Origin of the sequence: Xenorhabdus yunnanensis, assembly GCF_028598805.1 — a bacterium.
Taxonomy (GTDB): domain Bacteria; phylum Pseudomonadota; class Gammaproteobacteria; order Enterobacterales; family Enterobacteriaceae; genus Xenorhabdus; species Xenorhabdus yunnanensis.
This window is the reverse complement of sequence record NZ_JAQRFI010000031.1, coordinates 25,627-46,234: the sequence shown is the minus strand read 5'-3', so window position 1 is coordinate 46,234 and position 20,608 is coordinate 25,627. Positions and strand designations below refer to the sequence as shown.

Below are 20,608 nucleotides of genomic sequence, written 5' to 3'. Positions count from 1 at the left end.
TGGCATTTATATCCTATTAATGGATAAGCTTATGGATGAGCTAGCAAGCCTACCGCTTCATAGACTTTATCCAAGGTTGCCTGAGCACGAGCTTGTGCCTTAGCGGCCCCTTCTGCCATGATTTGGTTAAGTAATGCTTCATCATTACGGAAATGATGGTAACGTTCCTGTAATCCTGTCAGCATTTCACATACAGCATCTGCAACAGCCCCTTTCAAATGACCGTACATTTTGCCTTCAAACTCTGCTTCTAATTCAGGGATAGTTTTGCCTGTTACACCAGCAAGAATATCCAGCAAATTGGAAACACCCGGTTTGTTTTCCAGATCATAACGTACACGAGGTGGCTCTTCAGAATCGGTAACCGCGCGTTTTATTTTCTTGGCTACAGACTTAGGATCTTCCAGTAAAGCAATCACGTTATTACGATTGTCATCGGACTTTGACATCTTCTTGTCCGGATCTTGCAATGACATCACGCGAGCGCCGCCTTTTGGAATAAATGGCTCTGGAACAGTGAAAATATCGCCGTATAAGGCATTAAAACGTAGTGCCAAATCACGGCTCAATTCAAGGTGCTGCTTCTGGTCACTGCCCACAGGGATCTGATTGGCTTGGTAAAGCAAAATATCAGCGGCCATCAGAACAGGATAATCAAACAGTCCGGCATTGATATTTTCTGAGTGACGGGCTGATTTATCCTTGAATTGAGTCATTCGGCTTAGTTCACCGAAATAGGCGTAGCAGTTCAGTACCCAGCTTAGCTGAGAATGTTGTGGAACATGTGACTGAACGAAGATAGTGCTTTTCTTTGGATCAATACCACAGGCAAGGTAAAGTGCCAGCGTATCCAGCGTGCGTTTTTTCAGTTCATTGGGATCTTGGCGCACAGTAATAGCATGCTGGTTAACGATGCAGTAGATGCAATCATAGTCATCTTGCATTTTAGCCCACTGACGCAATGCCCCCATATAGTTACCGATGGTCAATTCACCGGAGGGTTGTGCACCGCTGAATACAATAGGTTTTTGGGAGTTTGGTTTCATCACAGTGGGTTCATTCATTTTATTAAGCTTCCTGTCTTTTCAGAGTGGATACTAATTTTAAAGTGGATAGTCCAAGAGTTGGGAGTAAATCCGGAAAATGGTCCAATACATAATTTGGGTGGCTTAATGCTATCGATTTTCCGTAGTTATATCCATAGGTTAAGCCAACACAAGGGCAACCAGCTGCTTGTGCTGCCAAAATATCATTACGGGAATCGCCGACAAAAAGCAATTCTTCTTTATGTAAACCAAACATACCCATTGTTAGATATAGTGGCGCGGGATGAGGTTTTTTCTCTTTAACATCATCACCGCCCAGTACCAATGAAAAGTATTCACTGATACCTAATGATTCCAGCAATGGAGCAATAAAAGGTGTTGGTTTATTGGTGACAATCGCCATTGGCAAATTGTGTTTTGCCAGTGCTGCCAAAGTCTCTTTTACGTGAGGAAATAGTTGGCTGCCTGTGGTTACGCTGGTTTCATAAAACTTATCAAACAGTTTGCGTGTTTCGCTATGCAATACGGGAGAAGATTCAGCACCAGCCCACTTCAATGCGCGTTCAACCATGATATCAGCGCCATTGCCAATCCAGACAGCGACTTGTTCTTTACCTGCTGCGGGTAATCCTTTGACAATCAAGGCTTGATCCAAAGCATTTGCCAGCCCGCCGACACTGTCCACTAGTGTACCATCCAAATCAAATGCAATGGCACGAATTCCTTTCACGACGTCATTTTTCATTATACTACCTTCGATAATTCGCGGCGCATCTCATCAATAACCGCTTTATAATCTGGCTGACTAAAAATAGCAGAGCCAGCAACGAACATATCAGCGCCGGCCTGAGCCGCCTCGGCAATATTATTGGGTTTGATGCCGCCGTCAATTTCGAGACGGATATCGTATCCGCTGTTATCAATGATTTTGCGCACCTGACGCAGTTTTTTCAGTGTTTCTGGAATGAAAGACTGACCACCAAAGCCTGGGTTGACGGACATCAACAGAATCACATCCAGTTTATCCAATACATAATCAAGATGGCTAAGGGGAGTCGCTGGATTGAAGACCAAACCCGCTTTACAGCCATGTTCTTTGATTAGTTGTAGTGTGCGATCGATATGCTCACTCGCTTCAGGATGGAAAGTAATATAGGTCGCACCAGCCTTGGCAAAATCAGGGATAATGCGATCAACAGGTTTTACCATTAGGTGAACATCAATCGGTGCTGTAATGCCATAATCGCGCAAAGCTTGACAGACCATTGGGCCAATAGTCAGATTTGGAACATAATGGTTATCCATGACATCAAAGTGCACAACATCAGCACCTGCTTCCAAAACCTTAGTGGTATCTTCACCTAATCGGGCAAAATCTGCGGATAGAATGGATGGGGCAATCAGAAAGTCTTTCTTCATTATCATCTTCTCCAATTCATTGTTTTATCCCCGTAATTTCAGGGACTGGAAACCTCAATTACTTCTGGCAGTATAACGCCAAAAGTTCATCAACTTTACTTCGGGCAAGAATATTTCTACTTATTGTCCGGCGGGCTTTAACAATGTAGAGGGAAGCCTGATGATACCATTCCCGTGTCATCAGCGTGTCATGATTAGATATGAGTACCGGAATGCCTTTTTGAGACGAGAGATGATAGGCGATTTTCGCCAGATTTTCCTGATCAAGGAGGTTAAAACTATTTGTATGGTAGGCTGTAAAATTAGCCGTAGCTGAAAGTGGGGCATACGGAGGATCACAGTAAACCACTGAGCCTTTTGGAGCATTGTTCAATGCGATTTCGTAATGTTGGCAGATGAAAGTTGCCTTTTGGGACTTTTCTGCAAACCAGTAAAGCTCATGTTCAGGAAAATAGGGCTTTTTATAGCGCCCGAAAGGAACGTTAAATTCACCTCGAGAATTATAGCGACAAAGACCGTTATAGCAGTGGCGGTTCAGGTAAAGAAACAACGTACTGCGGCGAAAGGGATCTTTGCTTTCGTTGAACTCTTCTCTCAGGCGATAGAAGTTTTCGGAAGTGTTGAACTCCGATGAAAATAATGGACGGGCATGATTAATAAACTCATCCGCACGAGATTTTACGGTGTCGTACAGATTGATCAGATCGCTATTGATATCTGACAAAATGTAAGAATCATAATCGGTATTCAGAAATACCGAGCCTGCGCCAACAAATGGCTCAATCAAGCAATCGCCCTCTGGCAGATGATGTTTAATATCATCCACCAAGGGGTATTTTCCACCGGCCCATTTTAAGAAAGCGCGTTTTTTTTTCATGCCGTCAAATTAGCTATTCAATAATTTCAGAGCCGCAGATTGTACTCTGTTTAGGACAGCATATCAGCGCCTAATCAAAATAGTTTTATTTTTTCAGATCTTGCTGAACCTGTTGTAGTTTTCTGACCCAAGGTTTTTTGACCTGAATTTCCGCAGGGAGTGAGGAAATGGCTTTTTTAGCATCAGAAACAGAACTGTAATTACCGTGGATCAAGATAAACCATGTCTTGCCGTCGCGTTTGGTTTCATAAACCTTGTAATTGGCAAGATTATTCTTTTTCGCGAAAGCGATTAAGGTATCAGAACGGCTGGCGCTACTCAATTGGACTGTGAATCGGTTTGCAGGTGCTTTCAACAGATCACTGCCATGAGCTTGATGATGCATTGTCACATGTTTATCGGTTGCTTTGGCGTGATTATCTTCTCTGACCTTACGTTCTTTTTTAGGTTTTTCCAGATCCTGTGATGCAACCTTCTCCGACTTTTTCTGTTCAACAGGTGGGTTTACCGTTGGTTTAGTTGGTTTGGCCTGTGGTTGTGTCAGGTTGTTTTGCACGGAATTATTAATGTTACTTTGTTGTTGGTTCAAAGCATCAGAAATATCACCAGGTAACTCTATGCGTTGGTTATAGCCGCCCGTTCCTGTTGCAGGTGTAGGGATATTATTACTTGGAGTGCTATTACCCAAAATATTATTACTTGGCATACTATTAATTGGTGGCGGGCTGATTTCATGTACACCATTATTTGCTGGCTCTGATGGGTTTTTTTGCTCGCTGCCAGAAGGATCGGAAGAAAGTGGAGAAGAACCAGACAGGTTGATACTCTTTTCAGCTGCATTTGAAGATGGTTGTTTTTCAGACCCAGTGGGGGATTTTAATGCAGAACTGATGGCAATAATCAGAATCAAAAGTACCAAAATGCCAATACCTATCATCATTTGTTGACGGGATACTGCTAGTTTTGGTTGATTGAATTGCTTTTTAGATCGCAGAGGGCTGCGATCAGAAGTGTCTGGCTTTAATTCATTTTCTGTTTTTTGTTTATTTTCTGATTTTAATTCGTCCATATGCCCCTCTCAGCGGAGATAATACTGCCAATTGTTATTTAAGAGGTTTGGCAGCCTGACCTAACTAAAACCGATAACGTTTTATCTGATAATGTAGCTATTCTATAGCATAACAGCTAGAGAATAATTCATCATTCAGCTTTTATTCTCAGCACAAATTTTGCCATATTCAGACATTATCTTCATCTTCTAACTTGCTGCTTTGGCAGTGAATCTCATCTAATGCCAAAGCAGTAAGTTGGAGTTGTTAGGGAATCATCGTGCATCTAGCGGGGAGATGGCTGACATAGACGAATAGCGTCCAATATAACTTCTTTCCCAATATCAGAACGGAGTTTTCCTTCCCCAATGGCTGTTGGCAGTACCAGATGCAATTTCCCAGCAGAAACTTTTTTGTCACGCATCATATGAGGTAAATAAGCATCAGGAGACATTGCCTCAGGGCCATTGACAGGCAGTTTTGCTCGCTCCAACAAGTGGATGATACGTTGGGTATTTTGTTTTGAGAATGTGCCGACAAGTTCAGATGCCCTTGCGGCCATCACCATACCCGCAGCAACAGCTTGACCATGCAGCCAGACGCCATAACCCATTTCAGCCTCAATCGCATGCCCAAAGGTATGACCGAGATTTAACAATGCACGCATTCCACGGCGTTCTTGCTCATCAGCCGCTACAACCAACGCCTTGAGTTCGCAGCAACGACGGATGCAATAGGCCATTGCTTGGCTGTCGAGGGCCAGTAATTTCCCGATATTCTCTTCAAGCCAGCTGAAGAACTCACCATCCAGAATGATGCCGTATTTAATGACTTCAGCTAGACCTGAATATAACTCTTGAGCAGGCAATGTTTTCAGGCAATTGAGATCGACAATAACAGAAGCTGGCTGGTAGAAAGTGCCTATCATGTTTTTGCCGAGGGGATGGTTGACTCCTGTTTTTCCACCAACGGAAGAGTCAACCTGAGAAAGTAGCGTGGTGGGTACTTGGATGAAACGAGTGCCGCGTTGATAACTAGCTGCGGCAAATCCCGTCATATCACCGATTACACCACCACCAAGAGCGATAAGGGTTGTGTCACGACCATGATTATTTTCCAGTAAGGCGGAAAAAATGTCATTGAGCACAAAAAGCGATTTGTACTGTTCACCGTCAGGCAAGATAACTTCATTTACCCGAAGATCCATTCTCTGCAATGTGGCTTTCACCTGTTCAAGATACAGGGGTGCAAGCGTTTCATTGGTCACTATCATGACCTGTTGACCAGCTTGCAGGGGCTTGAATGCCTCACTGTCAGAAAATAGCCCTTCGGCTATGGTAATTGGGTAGCTTCTTTCACCTAACGTAACAGTCACTTTTTCCATATCAACTTTTACCTTAACGTTTGCCGCTGTGCAGACTCGCTATAATCAGTTTTTTTCCAGTAATTCAATGATTTGGTTAGCGACGACTTTGGCGCTTTGCTCATCTGTGCGAATAGTCACGTCAGCAATTTCCTCATAAAGAGGATTACGCTCATCAGCCAAATTTTCTAAAACTTCTCGTGCTGGTGCATCAACTTGAAGTAAAGGGCGTTTTTTATCGCGCTGGGTACGAGCTAACTGTTTTTCGATGGTTGTTTCTAAATAGACGACCACACCACGGGCAGACAGGCGATTGCGGGTTTCCTTTGATTTAACTGAACCCCCCCCAGTAGCCAATACGATGCCTTGTTTTTCAGTCAGTTCGTTAATTATTTTTTCTTCGCGGTCGCGGAAGCCTTCTTCGCCTTCCACATCAAATACCCAGCCCACGTCAGCTCCGGTACGTCGCTCAATTTCTTGATCAGAGTCGTAAAACTCCATATTGAGTTGCTGAGCTAACTGACGACCAATAGTGCTTTTGCCGGCACCCATAGGCCCAACCAGAAAGATATTGCGTTTCTCTGCCATGTTTTTGGTATTACTAAGACTGTTTGTTAATGATAACCCGCCCCGCCAATCAGATATTAGCCACGGGACCTAAACTGAAACCTCATGAGTGAGAATGTGAGATCAGATAGGAAAATTATCTCAGCACATCAGCCTGTATTGCAACTATATAAATCTGGCACAAACCTAAGCCATCTGGTTTATGCTTTCTGCTGGCTGATTGAATGCCTACTGTATCTACCTTCCATCTTTCAAATTACTGCTTCGTTGGTTGCGTTAATTTACCTCTGTTACGTAGTTATAAACAGTTACAAACGATATCAGTTATAAACGATATCAGCTATAAACTACATAGCTATAAACATAGAGTTATCTATGTTTATGAGGGTGTGCTCCCTGCTGCTGCGCTGCAATTCGAAATCTATTGGGTATAGACTCCTGCTTGTGATATTAGATCTGCTCACTCAATTAGTTAATCCTTGTATGCTAAATTACTTTCAGCGTCAAATCCATAAACAGGCCGGACCAAGAAAAATGGCGGGCTATTTGGCAGAAAAAACACAATAACCTTTATTAATAGATTGATTTTTATGCTATATTTTTTATTTGGTTAAATATCGGTCAATTGAGGTGTAATAAAAATTACGAGTTCCCTTCGGCTATGTTGTTCTCCTTTTTGGTTAAATAATGCTCCCAAGAGAGGAAGATCTGACAGATAAGGAACTTTTTGCAAACTTGTGGTTTTTTTCTGTTGAAAGATCCCTCCGAGAATCAGGGTTTCCCCATTTCGAATCGTAACTTGAGTTATGATCTCTTGTTTATCAATGGCTAGATTTTCATTTCCTCCCTGACTAATGGGGAAACCGGGGGCATTCTGACTGATTTTCAGCGCGAGCCGGATTTTTCCCTGCCTCAAAATATGGGGTGTTACTTCCATGCCCAATACCGCTTCTTTAAACTGAACGGTTGTTTTGTCCTTATCCTGAACGATATAAGGGATATCTGAACCTTGCTTGATACTGGCTGGCTGCTGGTGTGAGGCTGTTAGCCGTGGGCTGGCAATAATCTCAAGTTGGCTTTCCTGTTCTAGTGCACTGAGTTCCAGCTCTAGCAAGTTTGCATGAATGCGGGCTGTATTCAGTACCAGCCTATGACGCTGGTTACCCGCAGGCTGGTGTAGATTCAGTCGGTTCAGACCCACTGATTGGTTCTGTGGATCAGCGTTCACTCCCCAGTGAATGCCCAATTCATGCAGGGCTTCTCTGCTACTGGTAACAATATGGGCAGTAATTTGTACTTGTTGTTGTGGGGTATCGACTTCTTTCAGCCAATTTTTGATACGGGTAATAGCATCAAATTTATCTTCCAGAATCAGGCTGTTGGTTAAAGGATCATGTTCAATTTTCCCCCATTTTGTCAGTAGTGCAGGCTGATTTTTCTGTAATTGCTCTGCTATTTGTTCAGCATCGGCATATTGCAGGGCAATTACCTGATATTCGATCTCTTGTTCTTGCTCATTTTGTCCTGTTAAAGAAAAATCAGTTTCGTTCTCTGTCGGGTATATAGGGGGCTGGAATGGATCTCTTACTGACATTTCGAAATCTGGTTCTTCTCCTGTACGGTTTTCTGTGATGAAGCTTTCTGTGGCTGCGGCAAAACCGAATATTGGTAGCAAGAGGCAGGTTAGGAGGATCAAAGAACAGTTGTTCATGATTTCTCCTCATAAGTAGGATCAGGGAGTGCATCATTGGGTAAGATCACATCTGATACAGTCATATCTGGCAATGTAAGATCTGAAAACACCATGCGAACTGTCAGGCTGCCATCGGCTGGAGTAATCGTGAGGTGCTTAATCAGTAACGGTGGCTGCAATTTTTGAATTTCATTTAAGAAATGGAGAAATTGGTCATAATTTAGTGACAGCATAATATGCCAGAAAATTTGCTCGTTTTCTTTGTGGCTTTTCCATTCCATTAGCTGGCTGCCAGAGCGGATTAGCGGTATATGCAACCGTTTGAGTATGGTCGTATTTTGGAGAGAAATATTTTTTGGGGATATATGCCTTATTGAAGGATAACTATTTTGATCAAGGTCTGCCACCATTCGCAGAATCTGCTGCTGGGTTTCAGGCAGGGATGGCAGTTCAGCAAGCCTCCGTTGGGATAGTATCGCATTATGTTGCTGTTCCTTAATATTGCTCTGGAGAGCGTGAATTTCGTGCCTATTTTTCTGCCAGATCAAAAAATAGAACCCCAACAGCAGTGAAATGATAAGCAATTGCTGTAAGGCAAACTGCTGCCAGACAGGCCGATAAAGCCATTGTTTATAGAACCGTTGTTGATAAAACCATGGCTGAGAAAATCCTTCAACGTAATTATTTTTCATCGGATTCTCCCACCGACCAATTTGCATCAATAGTGAAGGCTTTGAAATGATCTTCCGTCGTTGTCATTTTTTTCAGCTGTATATTGATAAGTGAAGTGTCGTCAGTCAGGTTGTCCAATAAATCGGCGATATCTGTGTAGTTTTGACTGTGGGCTGTGAAAATTAATTGTCCACTGTCGTCACTAAATGCAGTCAGCCAACTGTTCTCTGGTAACAAATGGGGAAGTTGACGAAATAGCTGTAAATAGCGTTGATTCTGTTCCATGAATATTTGTTTTTTCCGTAATAGTTGTGACAATTGATGGTGTTGTTGCACGGCTTGGTCTGTTGTTCTGATAGATTGTTGTAATTCAGCTAATTGGTGGGTAATTTCCGTTAATTGTCCGCGATATTGTCGCATTTGGTTTGTTTGCAGTGTAGAAATGAACACCAATACGATAGCCCACAACGCAAGTTGTAAGCAAAGTAGTGTCCCCCACACTTGGCACAGCCGTTTCAGTTTTTTCTGCCGCCAAGGTAAAAAATTGACTTGATACATTACTGATCACTCGGCCTGAGCGCTAAACCTGCGGCAATAATGAACACATTCATTTTTTCTGGTAACGGAGGATGATAATGACGGAATGCCATCAAGAGTTGCCAAATATTGGCTGATTTTATTGATGTTGATGTCGGTGTTGATATTGTTGACGCCGTTTTTCCTGATGTTGTTTGCTCTTCATCACTATAATAAATTACATAACTTTCAGTTTCTTGAGTCATGGGGAGCTGATTGATAATCTGAATCAGATGGGAATTTGATGGTGAAGCCACTAATCCATAGCTGAAAGGTTGGTTGGCAGGGGCAACCCATAGCCAGTCCATCATGCGTTTGTGTATCAACCAACTGTCATCAGGCACTCCCGCAAGTTTGGCTATATAACGCAATGCGCAGGGTGCAATATCAATGGTATCAAGGGATAAATTGAGCTCTGCGAACAGATTCAGCCAGAGATTGAGATCTTTTTGACGGGTTGCGCTGATGCAAATCTGCTGACCATGAACACGATAATCCAACGCTAGGTCACTGACAGGAAATTGTTTTTCGGCATTGGCATGTACAAACCAGCCGAGTTCCGGCTCCTGCAAGGCAGTATGGTTAGGCAAGGTTATCTGTCGCTGCAAAGTTTGCTGAACAGGGAGTGCTAATCTTACACTAAGATTTTTAGGTAATATTTTTCGCCATTGCATTAAAATATGAAGTAATTTTTCAGGATCTTGTAGCCGCCCTCCTGAAATGATTTCGCTGGATAGGTGATATTGCCAGCAATGTCGAAGTTGCCAGCCGTCACGGCGTTTAATGGCGGCAAGGGCGCGGATGTAATGATCTTGGATATCCAGTCCGATATACCATTTAGGTGGATACATATAGAGATCTCCTTATCTACTATCTACTACTATCAACGAACCTAAGGTTAACAAAAACCTAATGAAAAGCTGCTATTTATGAAAGTGGTATTGGTGAAAGGTAATATTCATAGCGTTGTATAGCCTTTATACTAATCCCTTTACACTAAGCCTTTTATACTACGTACTGATCGTTTATAAACTGCTCGATTAACATGGCGTGAGAAATCTCAGGTGAAGTTCATAAAGTATTTTTTGATCCTTATAGTTGTTTGCATTTTATTGGGAACCGCCTCGATTTTTGGTTTGTACAAATATATCGAGCCACAGCTTCCAGATGTTGCGACTTTAAAGGATGTCCGACTACAAACACCGATGCAGGTGTTCAGTGCTGATGACGAATTAATAGCCCAATATGGTGAAAAGCGTCGTTTGCCTCTTACCTTGTCAGAAATTCCGCCCCTAATGGTGAAAGCTTTTATTGCCACAGAAGATAGCCGTTTTTATGAACACCATGGTATTGATCCCATCGGGGTTATTCGTGCTGTTTCGGTGGTAATGACTTCTGGTCATGCTTCTCAGGGGGCGAGTACCATTACTCAGCAGCTTGCGAGAAACTTTTTTCTCAGTCGAGAAAAGACATTGATACGTAAAGGGAAAGAAGCATTTCTGGCGATTAAGATAGAACAATTGCTAACTAAGGATGACATCCTTGAGTTATACCTCAACAAAATCTACCTCGGTTATCGTGCTTATGGCGTTGGTGCTGCGGCCCATGTCTATTTTGGCAAGAGCGTCAATCAGCTGACATTGAGTGAGATGGCGATGATTGCCGGATTGCCGAAAGCGCCTTCAACGTTTAACCCGCTTTATTCCTATGATCGAGCGGTCAGTCGCCGCAATATAGTTCTGGGGCGGATGCTGGAAGAGGGATATATCACTCGGCGTCAGTATGATGAAGCCAGAGAAGAGAAGTTGGTTGCCCGTTATCATGCTCCACAGATTGTTTTCTCTGCGCCTTATTTAACCGAAATGGCTCGTCAGGAAATGATTAATCGTTATGGTGAAAATGCCTATACCGATGGTTATAAGGTTTATACCACCATCACGCGCAAATCTCAGTTGGCGGCTGTTGATGCTGTTCGTGCCAATGTGATTGACTATGATGTTCGTCATGGTTACCGCGGCCCTCAGGAAGTGTTATGGAAAGCCAAACAGCCGGAATGGAGCCAAACACAGGTTATCGATAAGCTGAAAACCTTGCCCAAATATGGTCCCCTGTTGCCGGCAGTTGTGATGAAATCCAATGCCAATCAGGCGCAGGCTATGCTGGTGGACGGTAGTAAAGTTGAGTTGACGATGGCGGGTGTTCGCTGGGCGCGTCCATTCAAAACTGATAGCCTGCAAGGAGCGGTGCCACGTAGTGTCAATGAAGTCATTCAAGCCGGTGAACAAATTTGGGTCAGAAAAGTCAATGACGCTTGGTGGTTGGCTCAACTCCCCGCAGTTAACGCGGCTCTGGTTTCCATCAACCCGATGAATGGTGCGGTAGAAGCGTTGGTGGGTGGATTTGATTTTGAACTGAGTAAATTTAACCGTGTGACACAATCGCTGCGTCAGGTAGGTTCCAATATCAAACCATTCCTGTATACCGCGGCAATGGACAAAGGGATGACGTTGGCCTCATTGTTGAATGATGCTCCTATCAGCCGTTGGGATGCCGGAGCCGGGACGGATTGGCGTCCGAAAAACTCACCACCGACTTACGATGGGCCAGTTCGCTTGCGTCAGGGGTTGGGACAATCTAAAAACGTAGTGATGGTTCGTGCCATGCGTGCGATGGGAGTTGATTACGCTGCGGATTACTTGAAGCGTTTTGGTTTTCCTGGGGAAAACGTTGTACGCACAGAATCTTTGGCTCTGGGGTCTCCTTCCTTTACACCGATGCAGTTAGTACGTGGCTATGGAGTGATGGCAAACGGGGGGTATTTGGTTGATCCCTACTTCATCAGCAAAATTGAAAATGATGAAGGGAAAGTGCTGTTTGAAGCGAAACCTAAAATTGCTTGTCCACAATGTGAAAACATTCCGGTGATCTATGGTGAAACAGCACGTTCCATCGAATTGTCTGAAGATTCCATTGAGAATGTGGCTCACTCTGATGTTTCGCAAAATTCAGCCTTGCCGCCTCAACCAGAGTTAGAGAGTGTATCGGGAATTGTTAGTGCGGATGACCAACAGTATGCTCCACACGTTATCAGTACACCGTTGGCGTTCCTTATCCATGATGCCTTGAATACCAATATTTTTGGTGAGCCGGGTTGGATGGGGACAGGCTGGCGTGCTGCCCGTGATTTAAAACGCCGTGACATTGGTGGCAAAACAGGGACAACCAACAGTTCTAAAGATGCGTGGTTCTCTGGCTATGGTCCGGGTATGGTGGCAACGGCCTGGATTGGTTTCGATGAACATAGTCGGAGTCTGGGGCGGACTCCGGCCTTCAAAGGCGAAGGAGGCGCGAAGACGGCTCAACCAATTTGGGATGATTTCATGAAAGTCGCGCTGGAGGGTGTTCCAGAGCAGAAGATCGAACCGCCTACTGGTATTGTTTCTGTCACGATTGATCGCGCTACAGGTAAGTTATCTGACGGTAGTGGTAATACCCGTAAAGAGTATTTCATTGATGGCACACAGCCGACAGAATATGCCGTGCCGGATGTGGGCACGACAGTGACTGAGAATGGTGAAAGCCATGAGTTGTTCTGATTGATTTTTGAAAATCAAATTTAAAGCGACTATCAAATTTAAAGCAATTAAAGATAAAAAGGCCCTGTCATGAAATTGACAGGGCCTTAATGTTGGTATCTTTTTACCACCATAATTACGAAGAATCTTTAAATATTCCTATTTTCAGTCCATAACATTTTTTTAAAAATGATTTTATTTCAACATGTTTAACATAAATATATCACTGATTAATAAGAGAGATGTTTTAATAAAAGATATATGATGAAAATTAATCTTAAAGATATAGTTAAGGTGTTTATTTATTATTTTTAATAAACCAAATTATTTTCTTATGAGAGCCATTAAGATTACTACATTCATAAAATTAGACATTACTTTAATTCAAATATTTATTTTTTATCTCTATGTTTTTGTTTAAAACGGGTACAAAATTGGTATTGGGATATCAATTTTCCCTACCCGTTTTTAGAAGTTTAATGGGTTAATATTTCCCATTATTTTCTGCTTTCAAGTATCGCTGGGTAAAAAATAAAGCGCTGACATTTCTGGCTTCGTTGAAATCGGGATGTTCCAGCAATGACATCATGTCAGAGATTGGCCATCGAATCTGCACCAGTGGTTCAGGCTCATCCCCTTTCAGACATTCTGGATAAAGCTCATGAGCAATCACGATATTCATCTTACTGGAGAAATAGGATGGTGCCATGGTCAATTTTGTTAACAGCTCCAATTTTTTCGCCCCGAAACCAATTTCTTCCTTCAATTCACGATTGGCAGCGTCAAAAATGCTCTCTCCAGCATCAATGGCGCCCTTTGGAAAACCTAATTCGTATTGTTCAATGCCAACAGCATATTCATGAATAAGAATTAATTCATCTCCAATAACTGGAATAATTAGCACCGCTTCACGATTTGTTGGTTTCATTCGTTCATAAACTCGTTTTACACCATTGCTGAATTCAAGATCAACCGATTGAATATTGAATAAGCGCGAGTGGGCAATGTTATTTATATTCAGTATCTTAGGTTTTTTTAGATCAATCATGCTTGCCCCTGATGGTTGTTATATACTGGATAATTGAAAATAATAATGCGCCCAATAACTTAAATATTAATGTTTAATTTAAGTGTTGTGATGAAATGGGACTCGCATTCAAACTTTGCTTTAATATGGCTGATTATGTTAATAAATGATAGCGATTATCGCTTGAATGTATTTTTGTTGCTATTTTACCCTTGCAAAAAGACCATATTTTATGGAAAGGTATTAGAAAATTTATATAACCTTTTGTGAATAAAATTAAAAATAGAAGGCAAGAATAGGAATAGCCTGATTTTATGTGTCTCAAGAGATCATTATTCTTCTGATCTCTGTACTGCAGTTATCGGCATGGAGAAAAAATGAACTCATTGGTCATTATATTGGCTATTTTTATCATTAGTCTGATTATAATGGCTTCCTTCCTGACTTTCAGATGGAGGCGGCTTGATAACGCGCGTTATTTACAGTTAATCGCCAAAACAACCAGTCGTAAGCTGAATACCGATGAATATCAAGCTATCGAATCTTATGTGCGAAGTGCCCGTCTCCTGATGAAGACGGGTAGCAGGGATAGAGCTGATTATCCGGTGCTACCCATTAAATATAATAATGTTTATACCATCACTCATCCTGTCACCCGGTTTTCTGCCGCAACGGATGGGGTACACCATTGGCGCTATTATATTGATGAAATGGAAATACATTTGCCTGTATGGCTTGAGTTATTCATCAAGCAACAGAATACGATTGAGATTGTACAAACGACATCAATGCCGCTTGTCATCGCTGTTAATGATCACTCTCTGAAAGATTATCAGAAAGATATATCCATCACGCGAGCAGCGGCAAAAACCGAGCATGCCTCCATTCAAAAAAATGGCAATTCGAATGCTAATTTACTGTATGCCCGCAAAGAGACATTAGAAGAACATCGTTTGCGAAAACCAACAGGCATTCAGGGAAGCACTTTGGTATGTGTTGGTTTATCACTATGGTTTGTGGCTCTTTTCGTGCCCATCCCAATGCTTCCGTGGTTAATGTTGGTGGCTTTCCTGTTCATTCTGGGGAGCTTCTGGTCGTATTTTCGATTACCCTCTGGCCGAAAACTAGCAGATATCCATTGCTTTAGTGGTATTCCGAAGCGATGGGGGGTATTCAGCGAATTTGAGCAGAAGCAAAGAAAAAATATCTCTTTGGGCGGTATTGATCTGATATACCCCGAACATTGGGAGCCTTATATTTCCCATGATCTTGATCAGAATACAGATATCGACATGTATACCAACTGCCATGTTGTGCGGCAGGGGCGTTATCTCTCTTTGCATGAAGAAGAGAAGCACTATCCTTATCAGCGTTACAGTAAGAACTTTATTCTGGTGGCTTTCTCTATAATTGCCATGCTTGTGCTTTACTTTTTCCAGCCGGTGAGTTTATCCATGCGGTTTAGTTTGGCTTGGTTATATGGCAGCAATACCAAGGTTATTACCAACTTCAATGAGCTACAAAATATGCCGTTGAAGAAAGGGGATGTGTTGAAGGTCAAAGGGGTTGGGATGTGTTATTCTCCGCCCAGGGTTCTGCACCAATTTGATATGACAATATTCGCGCCATTTGATTGTTCTGGTATTTATTTGAATAGTGAAATTCCACTGCCGATAGTGGAATCCGAAGTTATTGAATATATCTCAGCATTGATAAAAGTGGTCGATGAGCAGTTGCATCCAAATGAACGTAACCGGAAGGTTAATCCTGAACTGAATCAAGCTATTACTAAATCAGGCATGATCCTGCTCGACAATTTTTCAGAAATCATCTCGAATACGCATAAAATGTGCGACTACTTTGCTCATGATCCTGATTGTGATCGTTTGAAAAATGCGCTGACCAATTTGGGAAATGCCAAAAGTTGGGATGAATTGTTGAAAGATGCTGAAACAGGAACGTTGGATGGAACCAACGTGTTGTTGCGTTCTATCAGTGCTGATGCGTTGGAAAAGCTGGTTCATGACACGACTAAGTCATTTATCCTTCAGGAGATTAATAAGGTGGTTGCTCTTATAAACAGTCCATCTCCGGGGGGCGTTTTGCTGCGTAGTGATGAAAGTAAAGTATTCGTTGAATATCCGTCGCGGACAAACTATATATTCGACTTCTCAGCTTTAGATCAGTGGTACGAATTGAGTGATATCTTAGAGATGTTGATGAGAACATCATTTCAAACAGAGGGGATTGTGACAGGATTATCAGTCGATCCCAATGGGACTCGTCATATCATGTTGCACCCTGAACCGGATTCCCCGTCTTTCATTCGTTATCTGGGAAGTTGTCTGTTGCTGGCAACATTGTTGTCGACATTGGTCATCAACACCATATTGATTATCAAGAAAAAGAAGAAGAACCGACGGCGTCTTCAGCATATCACTCAATACTATGATAACTGTTTCAACTTACCTCCGACGCCGATGGATTGGCGATGACACGATGGGCTGTGTTACCCTCAGCTCGTTTTTTGCCAGCGCCGATTAGGCATGTGGATTAGATCATTGGGAGAAACATCCATGCAGAATTCAGATACCGATCAGGCTGTTCGCCTTGATAAATGGCTGTGGGCTGCCCGTTTTTATAAAACCCGTTCCATCGCGCGTGAAATGATTGAAGGGGGAAAAGTTCATTATAATGGGCAGAGGAGTAAGCCGAGTAAACTGGTTGAGTTGAATGCAAAGATCAAACTGCGTCAGGGAAATGATGAAAAAACGGTGACCGTCTTGGCATTGAGCAGTCACAGGCGTAGTGCTACCGAAGCCCAGCAACTTTATCAGGAAACGGCAGAAAGTATTACCAATCGGGAAAAAGTGGCATTGGCTCGTAAAATGAATGCGCTCACGATGCCGCACCCCGATCGCCGTCCAGATAAAAAAGAACGGCGTACACTAATAAAATTCAAGAACACAAAATTAAATGAGTCGGAAAATACTCAATAAAGAGAAAGAGTATAACCGTCTCAGTGGAGTGAGAGAGATTTATGACCAAGCATGACCAATTACACCGCTTTTTATTTGAAAGCCATTCTGTCAGGGGTGAACTCGTTTCCGTTAGTGAAACTTACCAACGGATGCTGGAGAATCATCATTTTCCTCAACCCGTACAGCAGCTATTGGGTGAATTGTTGGTCGCAACCAGTCTGTTGACAGCCACACTGAAATTTAATGGGGACATCACGATACAAATTCAGGGTGATGGGCCGGTTAAACTGGCAGTGATTAATGGCAACAACCTGCAACAGATGCGTGGTACAGCTCGCATTGATGGTGAAGTAAATGCGGCAAGTAGCCTGCGCGATATGCTCGGCAATGGCTATATGGTCATCACTGTGACACCAACAGAAGGTGAGCGTTATCAGGGGGTTGTGGCACTGGAAGGTGATACGTTGGCGGAGTGTCTGGATGCGTATTTCAAACAGTCAGAGCAGTTGCCAACTCGCCTGTTTATCCGTACTGGGATGCAGGATGGAAAAATGGCCGCGGGCGGCATGTTATTGCAGATCCTGCCGGGGGCGCAAGAAAACAGTGAAGACACGCTTGACCACTTGGTGCAACTGACTGCAACTATTAAGGGAGAAGAGCTGTTTACGCTGGATGTGAAAGAGGTTTTGTATCGCCTTTATCATGAAGAAGATGTTACGCTATATGAACCTCAGCAGGTAGAATTCCGTTGCACCTGCTCCCGCCAACGTTGTGCTGATTCTTTGGTGACGTTACCAGAAGCCGATCTTCAGGAAATTTTGCATAAAGATGGCAAAATCGACATGGAATGTGAATTCTGTGGCACGCACTATTTTTTTGAAGAGAAAGATATTTTTGAAGAGAAAGATATTTTCGGCGAGAAAGATATCAGCGAAATAAAGACAGTGAAATAAGAGCAATTACACTGATTATATTGCTGCTGTATTGACACCGATTATATAAGTAACGGATTTTTAGGGGCGTTACATACGCCCTTTTTATTATGAATTATTCTCCCATTTCGTGCCCTGTGTCTCATATAAACTTAAAAAAAATAATGTGATTTCAATTTTTTGATAATAATCGCTGTTAATTAGTCATAATTATTTATTATCCCCCGCAGAGATAAAGTATAACTGACCAGGAGCAACAAATGAGCGTTACAGGCATTACTGAGCAGGAACTTGCGGTTTATGGTATTAGTGGTGTTAGTGAAATTGTTTATAACCCAAGTTATGAATTGTTATTCTCTGAAGAAACGAAGTCCTCACTACAAGGGTATGAGTGCGGCACATTAACTAACCTCGGTGCTGTCGCGGTGGATACAGGTATTTTCACCGGGCGTTCCCCGAAAGATAAATACATTGTCCGTGATGATGTTACCCGCAATACCGTTTGGTGGGCTGATCAAGGTAAAGGAAAGAACGATAACAAACCGCTCGGTCAGGAAACTTGGTCTCATCTTAAAGATTTGGTTACTCAGCAGCTTTCAGGCAAACGTTTGTTTGTGGTTGATGCTTTCTGCGGAGCCAATGCGGATACGCGTCTGAAAGTACGTTTTATCACTGAAGTGGCGTGGCAGGCACATTTTGTGAAAAATATGTTTATCCGCCCCTCAGAAGAAGAATTGGTTGGCTTCACACCTGATTTTATTGTGATGAACGGAGCTAAATGCACGAATCCACAATGGAAAGAGCAGGGGCTGAACTCTGAAAACTTTGTTGCTTTTAACCTGACAGAGCGCATGCAGTTGATTGGTGGTACTTGGTACGGTGGTGAAATGAAAAAAGGGATGTTCTCAATGATGAACTACCTGTTGCCACTGAAAGGTATTGCTTCCATGCACTGTTCCGCCAACGTGGGCGAGAAAGGTGATGTTGCTATTTTCTTCGGTCTTTCCGGGACGGGGAAAACCACTCTTTCCACTGATCCGAAACGTAAGTTGATCGGTGATGATGAACATGGCTGGGATGATGATGGCGTGTTCAACTTTGAAGGTGGCTGCTACGCGAAAACCATCAATCTGTCCAAAGAGGCTGAGCCGGATATTTATCACGCCATTCGCCGTGATGCCTTGCTGGAGAATGTCACTGTGCTGGCGGATGGTACGGTTGATTTCAATGATGGCTCCAAAACAGAAAATACCCGTGTTTCTTATCCGATTTACCACATTGAAAACATCGTTAAGCCTGTATCAAAAGCAGGGCACGCGACTAAGGTCATTTTCCTGACCGCAGATGCGTTCGGAGTGCTGCCTCCGGTTTCCCGCTTGACACCAGAACAGACCCAATATCATTTCCTGTCTGGTTTCACGGCAAAATTGGCGGGGACTGAACGCGGAGTAACGGAACCCACACCAACTTTCTCTGCTTGCTTCGGTGCGGCATTCCTGTCACTGCATCCGACACAATATGCTGAAGTTTTGGTTAAGCGTATGCAGTCATCAGGTGCGAAAGCCTATCTGGTCAATACGGGTTGGAATGGCACAGGCAAACGAATTTCCATCAAGGATACCCGTGCGATTATTGATGCGATTCTCAATGGTGACATCGAAGATGCGGATACCATCCAACTGCCGATTTTTGATCTGGCCGTGCCGACCACATTGCCGGGTGTAGATACGGGCATTTTGGATCCACGCAATACCTATTCTGATAAATCCGAATGGGATGTGAAGGCAGAAGATCTGGCACAGCGCTTTATCGATAACTTCGATAAATATACCGATACCGCTGCGGGTGCTGCATTGGTGAAAGTAGGCCCTAAACTGTAGTGCACTATCTAAAGTGCTTATCTGACTAAAGTACTTATCTGACTAAAGTGCTTATCTGATTAAATTTAAGTTTTCCATGAAAGAACTCTATCTCACCGAATAGAGTTCTTTTTTTAATTTATATTTCGTAATACCGCGAAAGCCAGTGACAAAAAATTCAGTGAAATAAAACCCAACATCAGTTGGATGGCAAGTCGAACAGTAGAATTTCACTTTCTTGGTTTGTAATTAATTGAAGATGAGACTCATCCCAGATAGCAACACCATCGCTGGTGGTAGCTCGTATTCCATTGATCATGACTTCACCGAAAACGACCTGAATCCAGATTTTTCTTGCTTTTTCTATATGATATTCATCATCTTCGCCGCTTTTTAGTGACCAGCGCCATAATGTCATATCCTGAAAAATTTTCAGGGAGCCGGCACGGGCATCGGGAGAGAGAACTAATTGGCGGCCTTCGGTAGTATCAAAGCGATGTTGTTCAAAACGGCGTTGCTCATAACGGGGAGTAAGCCCTGTTTTTTCCGGAATGATCCAGATCTGGTAAAGATGCAGTTGGCTATCATGATGCGGGTTATATTCTGAATGACGGATGCCCGTTCCAGCACTCATAATCTGGAATTCTCCCGCAGACACTTGCCCTTTGTTCCCCATATTGTCCTGATGCTCTACTGTGCCAGACAGCACATAAGTCAATATCTCCATATCCTTATGAGGGTGCATACCGAATCCCTGACCAGCGTCAATCACATCTTCATTAATGACCCTGAGAGCAGAAAGTCCCATGAAATCTGCATCATAGTAGTTGGCGAATGAAAAAGTATGCCAACTGTCCAGCCAGCCGTGATTGGCGTGGCCTCGTTCTGAAGCTCGACGTAAGTAGATCATTTTCAAAACCCCTCAATGTTTTTTCGTAGTCTAATTGAAGGAGTGAAATATAAAAGATTGTA

General features: G+C 42.9%; 18 protein-coding genes. 5 read left to right on the top strand and 13 right to left on the bottom strand.

The window, feature by feature from the left end; translation table 11 throughout:
* Window positions 1-29 precede the first annotated feature (29 nt).
* The 11 genes from trpS to pilM form a co-directional block, all read right to left on the bottom strand.
* Complete coding sequence (trpS, locus tag PSI23_RS13530; RefSeq protein WP_273555583.1) at window positions 30-1,064, bottom strand: tryptophan--tRNA ligase; 1,035 nt, start codon at window positions 1,062-1,064, stop codon at window positions 30-32.
* Window positions 1,065-1,068: 4 nt separating this feature from the next.
* On the bottom strand, window positions 1,069-1,791 hold the full coding sequence (locus PSI23_RS13525; protein WP_273555582.1) for a phosphoglycolate phosphatase: 723 nt from the start codon (window positions 1,789-1,791) through the stop codon (window positions 1,069-1,071).
* Complete coding sequence (rpe, locus tag PSI23_RS13520) at window positions 1,791-2,465, bottom strand: ribulose-phosphate 3-epimerase (protein WP_273555581.1); 675 nt, start codon at window positions 2,463-2,465, stop codon at window positions 1,791-1,793. The genes PSI23_RS13525 and rpe overlap by 1 nt, the downstream gene beginning before the upstream one ends.
* Window positions 2,466-2,523: 58 nt before the next feature.
* Window positions 2,524-3,342, bottom strand: coding sequence for an adenine-specific DNA-methyltransferase (gene dam, locus PSI23_RS13515; protein ID WP_273555580.1), 819 nt, complete (start codon window positions 3,340-3,342; stop codon window positions 2,524-2,526).
* 85 nt (window positions 3,343-3,427) lie between these two features.
* Window positions 3,428-4,411, bottom strand: a complete 984-nt coding sequence (locus PSI23_RS13510) for an SPOR domain-containing protein (protein WP_273555579.1) — start codon at window positions 4,409-4,411, stop codon at window positions 3,428-3,430.
* 266 nt (window positions 4,412-4,677) lie between these two features.
* Complete coding sequence (gene aroB, locus PSI23_RS13505) at window positions 4,678-5,775, bottom strand: 3-dehydroquinate synthase (protein WP_273555578.1); 1,098 nt, start codon at window positions 5,773-5,775, stop codon at window positions 4,678-4,680.
* Window positions 5,776-5,820: 45 nt separating this feature from the next.
* Window positions 5,821-6,342: a shikimate kinase AroK gene (gene aroK, locus PSI23_RS13500; protein ID WP_038237472.1), complete on the bottom strand. Its 522-nt coding sequence runs from the start codon at window positions 6,340-6,342 to the stop codon at window positions 5,821-5,823.
* A 589-nt stretch (window positions 6,343-6,931) separates the two neighbouring features.
* Entirely contained in the window at window positions 6,932-8,032 is a 1,101-nt protein-coding gene (locus PSI23_RS13495; protein WP_273555577.1) for a secretin GspD/PilQ domain-containing protein, read from the bottom strand.
* Window positions 8,029-8,706 carry a hypothetical protein gene (locus tag PSI23_RS13490; protein WP_273555576.1) on the bottom strand — a complete coding sequence of 226 codons (678 nt, stop codon included), beginning with the start codon at window positions 8,704-8,706 and terminating at the stop codon, window positions 8,029-8,031. The genes PSI23_RS13495 and PSI23_RS13490 overlap by 4 nt, the downstream gene beginning before the upstream one ends.
* Window positions 8,696-9,244, bottom strand: a complete 549-nt coding sequence (locus PSI23_RS13485; protein ID WP_273555575.1) for a PilN domain-containing protein — start codon at window positions 9,242-9,244, stop codon at window positions 8,696-8,698. The genes PSI23_RS13490 and PSI23_RS13485 overlap by 11 nt, the downstream gene beginning before the upstream one ends.
* Window positions 9,244-10,113, bottom strand: a complete 870-nt coding sequence (gene pilM / locus PSI23_RS13480) for a type IV pilus biogenesis protein PilM (protein WP_273555574.1) — start codon at window positions 10,111-10,113, stop codon at window positions 9,244-9,246. The genes PSI23_RS13485 and pilM overlap by 1 nt, the downstream gene beginning before the upstream one ends.
* Before the next feature lie 213 nt (window positions 10,114-10,326).
* On the opposite strand from pilM, the gene mrcA reads away from it, so the two are divergent.
* Window positions 10,327-12,858, top strand: a complete 2,532-nt coding sequence (mrcA, locus tag PSI23_RS13475; RefSeq protein ID WP_273555573.1) for a peptidoglycan glycosyltransferase/peptidoglycan DD-transpeptidase MrcA — start codon at window positions 10,327-10,329, stop codon at window positions 12,856-12,858.
* Between the two features lie 463 nt (window positions 12,859-13,321).
* On the opposite strand, the gene nudE is transcribed toward mrcA, so the two are convergent.
* Window positions 13,322-13,885: an ADP compounds hydrolase NudE gene (gene nudE / locus PSI23_RS13470; RefSeq protein ID WP_273555572.1), complete on the bottom strand. Its 564-nt coding sequence runs from the start codon at window positions 13,883-13,885 to the stop codon at window positions 13,322-13,324.
* 356 nt (window positions 13,886-14,241) lie between these two features.
* Between nudE and PSI23_RS13465 the strand changes: the two genes are divergently transcribed.
* From PSI23_RS13465 to pckA, 4 genes are all read left to right on the top strand, one after another.
* Entirely contained in the window at window positions 14,242-16,359 is a 2,118-nt protein-coding gene (locus tag PSI23_RS13465; RefSeq protein WP_273555571.1) for an IgaA/UmoB family intracellular growth attenuator, read from the top strand.
* Window positions 16,360-16,440: 81 nt separating this feature from the next.
* Window positions 16,441-16,863: a ribosome-associated heat shock protein Hsp15 gene (hslR, locus tag PSI23_RS13460; RefSeq protein ID WP_273555570.1), complete on the top strand. Its 423-nt coding sequence runs from the start codon at window positions 16,441-16,443 to the stop codon at window positions 16,861-16,863.
* A 41-nt stretch (window positions 16,864-16,904) separates the two neighbouring features.
* On the top strand, window positions 16,905-17,798 hold the full coding sequence (gene hslO / locus PSI23_RS13455; protein WP_273555569.1) for an Hsp33 family molecular chaperone HslO: 894 nt from the start codon (window positions 16,905-16,907) through the stop codon (window positions 17,796-17,798).
* A 239-nt stretch (window positions 17,799-18,037) separates the two neighbouring features.
* Window positions 18,038-19,657, top strand: a complete 1,620-nt coding sequence (gene pckA / locus PSI23_RS13450) for a phosphoenolpyruvate carboxykinase (ATP) (protein WP_273555568.1) — start codon at window positions 18,038-18,040, stop codon at window positions 19,655-19,657.
* 178 nt (window positions 19,658-19,835) lie between these two features.
* Here the strand turns inward: pckA and PSI23_RS13445 are convergent, their stop codons facing one another.
* A complete protein-coding gene (locus PSI23_RS13445; RefSeq protein WP_273555567.1) occupies window positions 19,836-20,546 on the bottom strand; it encodes a pirin family protein in 711 nt (236 codons plus the stop codon).
* Window positions 20,547-20,608: the final 62 nt, after the last annotated feature.

What these genes read in the sequence shown, in the direction of transcription:
- rpe (WP_273555581.1), bottom strand. Translation starts at nt 2,465, where the DNA reads ATGAAGAAAGACTTTCTGATTGCCCCATCCATTCTATCCGCAGATTTT.
- trpS (WP_273555583.1), bottom strand. Translation starts at nt 1,064, where the DNA reads ATGAATGAACCCACTGTGATGAAACCAAACTCCCAAAAACCTATTGTA.
- aroK (WP_038237472.1), bottom strand. Translation starts at nt 6,342, where the DNA reads ATGGCAGAGAAACGCAATATCTTTCTGGTTGGGCCTATGGGTGCCGGC.
- dam (WP_273555580.1), bottom strand. Translation starts at nt 3,342, where the DNA reads ATGAAAAAAAAACGCGCTTTCTTAAAATGGGCCGGTGGAAAATACCCC.
- hslO (WP_273555569.1), top strand. Translation starts at nt 16,905, where the DNA reads ATGACCAAGCATGACCAATTACACCGCTTTTTATTTGAAAGCCATTCT.
- aroB (WP_273555578.1), bottom strand. Translation starts at nt 5,775, where the DNA reads ATGGAAAAAGTGACTGTTACGTTAGGTGAAAGAAGCTACCCAATTACC.
- pckA (WP_273555568.1), top strand. Translation starts at nt 18,038, where the DNA reads ATGAGCGTTACAGGCATTACTGAGCAGGAACTTGCGGTTTATGGTATT.
- PSI23_RS13445 (WP_273555567.1), bottom strand. Translation starts at nt 20,546, where the DNA reads ATGATCTACTTACGTCGAGCTTCAGAACGAGGCCACGCCAATCACGGC.
- PSI23_RS13525 (WP_273555582.1), bottom strand. Translation starts at nt 1,791, where the DNA reads ATGAAAAATGACGTCGTGAAAGGAATTCGTGCCATTGCATTTGATTTG.
- PSI23_RS13495 (WP_273555577.1), bottom strand. Translation starts at nt 8,032, where the DNA reads ATGAACAACTGTTCTTTGATCCTCCTAACCTGCCTCTTGCTACCAATA.
- PSI23_RS13485 (WP_273555575.1), bottom strand. Translation starts at nt 9,244, where the DNA reads ATGTATCAAGTCAATTTTTTACCTTGGCGGCAGAAAAAACTGAAACGG.
- PSI23_RS13465 (WP_273555571.1), top strand. Translation starts at nt 14,242, where the DNA reads ATGAACTCATTGGTCATTATATTGGCTATTTTTATCATTAGTCTGATT.
- PSI23_RS13510 (WP_273555579.1), bottom strand. Translation starts at nt 4,411, where the DNA reads ATGGACGAATTAAAATCAGAAAATAAACAAAAAACAGAAAATGAATTA.
- PSI23_RS13490 (WP_273555576.1), bottom strand. Translation starts at nt 8,706, where the DNA reads ATGAAAAATAATTACGTTGAAGGATTTTCTCAGCCATGGTTTTATCAA.
- hslR (WP_273555570.1), top strand. Translation starts at nt 16,441, where the DNA reads ATGCAGAATTCAGATACCGATCAGGCTGTTCGCCTTGATAAATGGCTG.
- pilM (WP_273555574.1), bottom strand. Translation starts at nt 10,113, where the DNA reads ATGTATCCACCTAAATGGTATATCGGACTGGATATCCAAGATCATTAC.
- nudE (WP_273555572.1), bottom strand. Translation starts at nt 13,885, where the DNA reads ATGATTGATCTAAAAAAACCTAAGATACTGAATATAAATAACATTGCC.